Below are 1,324 nucleotides of genomic sequence, written 5' to 3'. Positions count from 1 at the left end.
GCGCCGGTGCGGCGGCGCAGCGGTTGGCCATGCAATGGGCCTTGCGCGTCAACGAGGCCTACCAGCGCCTGCGCCAGCCGCTGTCCCGCGCCGCCTACCTGTGCCAGCTGCATGGCGTGCCATTGGACGCCGAGCGCAACACCGCGATGCCGGTGGCCTTCCTGATGCAGCAGATGGCCTGGCGCGAAGCGCTGGAAGCCGCCACCACCGCGCAGGCGGTGGCCACGCTGGCCAGCGAGGTGCAGGCGCATCAGCGCGCCATGCTGGCCACGCTGGATCAGCTCATCGACCAGCGGCAGGACTGGCCGGCCGCCGCCGCCCAGGTGCGGGCATTGATGTTCGTGGCGCGCTTTTCCGAGGACTTGTGCGACCGGCAGGACCGGCTGGACGCTGCTTCAGTGCTGCCTTATTGAGGCTTTCCTTGTTCGAGACAGTTTTGAATCCGTTCGCACTGAGCCTGTCGAAGTGCCTGCGTCGAGGTACGCGCCGGCTTCGACAGGCTCAGCCCGAACGGGGGGCTGTATCACGAATTTTGAAAACATCAATAACTGCCAGGCGAGGCAGATGTCGGGCGGCTGCGCGCGCGGCTGGCTGCGCTGGCCCGCCTGCGGCGCCACCACAGCCACAGGCCGGTGCCGAACAGCAGGGCAGGCAGCAGGCCGAACACCGTCCACAGCAGCCGCGCGAGCAGCCCCAGGGCTTCGGCGCTGTGCAGCGGGAAGACCCAGTCCAGCAGCACATTGCCTGCCGGTGCGTGCAGAGGGTCCGACTGGCTCAGCACCCGGCCGCTGGCGTCCAGTCGCACGCGGGTGTTGCCGGTGTCCACCCGTGGCTCGCCGGCCTGCAGCAAGCGAAGCTCGATGGGCGCACCGGCCTTGGCCGGCAGGCTCAGGCGTGACCAGGTGGCGGCGGGAAAGCGGGCCTGCGCGCGCTGCACCAGCTCATCCAATGGCAGCGCTGGGCTGGGCGCAGATGGGCCTGTATCCTTGGCATCGACCGTCATCGGCTTTGCCTGCCGCGGCTGTGTAGGCAGCACCGCCGACACAACAGTTCGAGCGCTGTCGCTGAAGACCAGCATCGCGCCGGTCAGCGGCAGCAAGAGCAGCAGCGGCGCCAACCACAGGCCCAGCGCGCGGTGAGCATCGAACCACAGGCGCACGGCCGAGGCATCGGTCTTGATGCTCAGCGTGCGGCGCCAGGCCTCGCGGCTGCTGCGGCGCGGCCAGGCCAGCACCACGCCGCTGATCGCCAGCGCCAGCAGCAGCAGGCCACCGCTACCAATGATCAGGTGGCCGGTCTCGCCAGCCAGCAGCCGGCTGTGCAG

General features: G+C 69.6%; 2 protein-coding genes. One reads left to right on the top strand and one right to left on the bottom strand.

The window, feature by feature from the left end:
- Positions 1-413, top strand: a 413-nt coding sequence (gene hscB, locus FKP22_RS30620) for a Fe-S protein assembly co-chaperone HscB (RefSeq protein ID WP_141291959.1), incomplete at its 5' end; no start/stop codon positions are given.
- 128 nt (positions 414-541) lie between these two features.
- On the opposite strand, the gene FKP22_RS30615 is transcribed toward hscB, so the two are convergent.
- Positions 542-1,324 (bottom strand): PepSY-associated TM helix domain-containing protein (locus FKP22_RS30615; RefSeq protein WP_141291958.1); only part of this gene is annotated, 783 nt, incomplete at its 5' end.

The sequence above is a fragment of the Ideonella azotifigens genome (assembly GCF_006519715.1).
GTDB classification, from domain to species: Bacteria; Pseudomonadota; Gammaproteobacteria; order Burkholderiales; family Burkholderiaceae_C; genus Ideonella; species Ideonella azotifigens.
The sequence above is the reverse complement of the archived record's forward strand: the minus strand, read 5'-3'. Positions and strand labels throughout refer to the sequence as shown.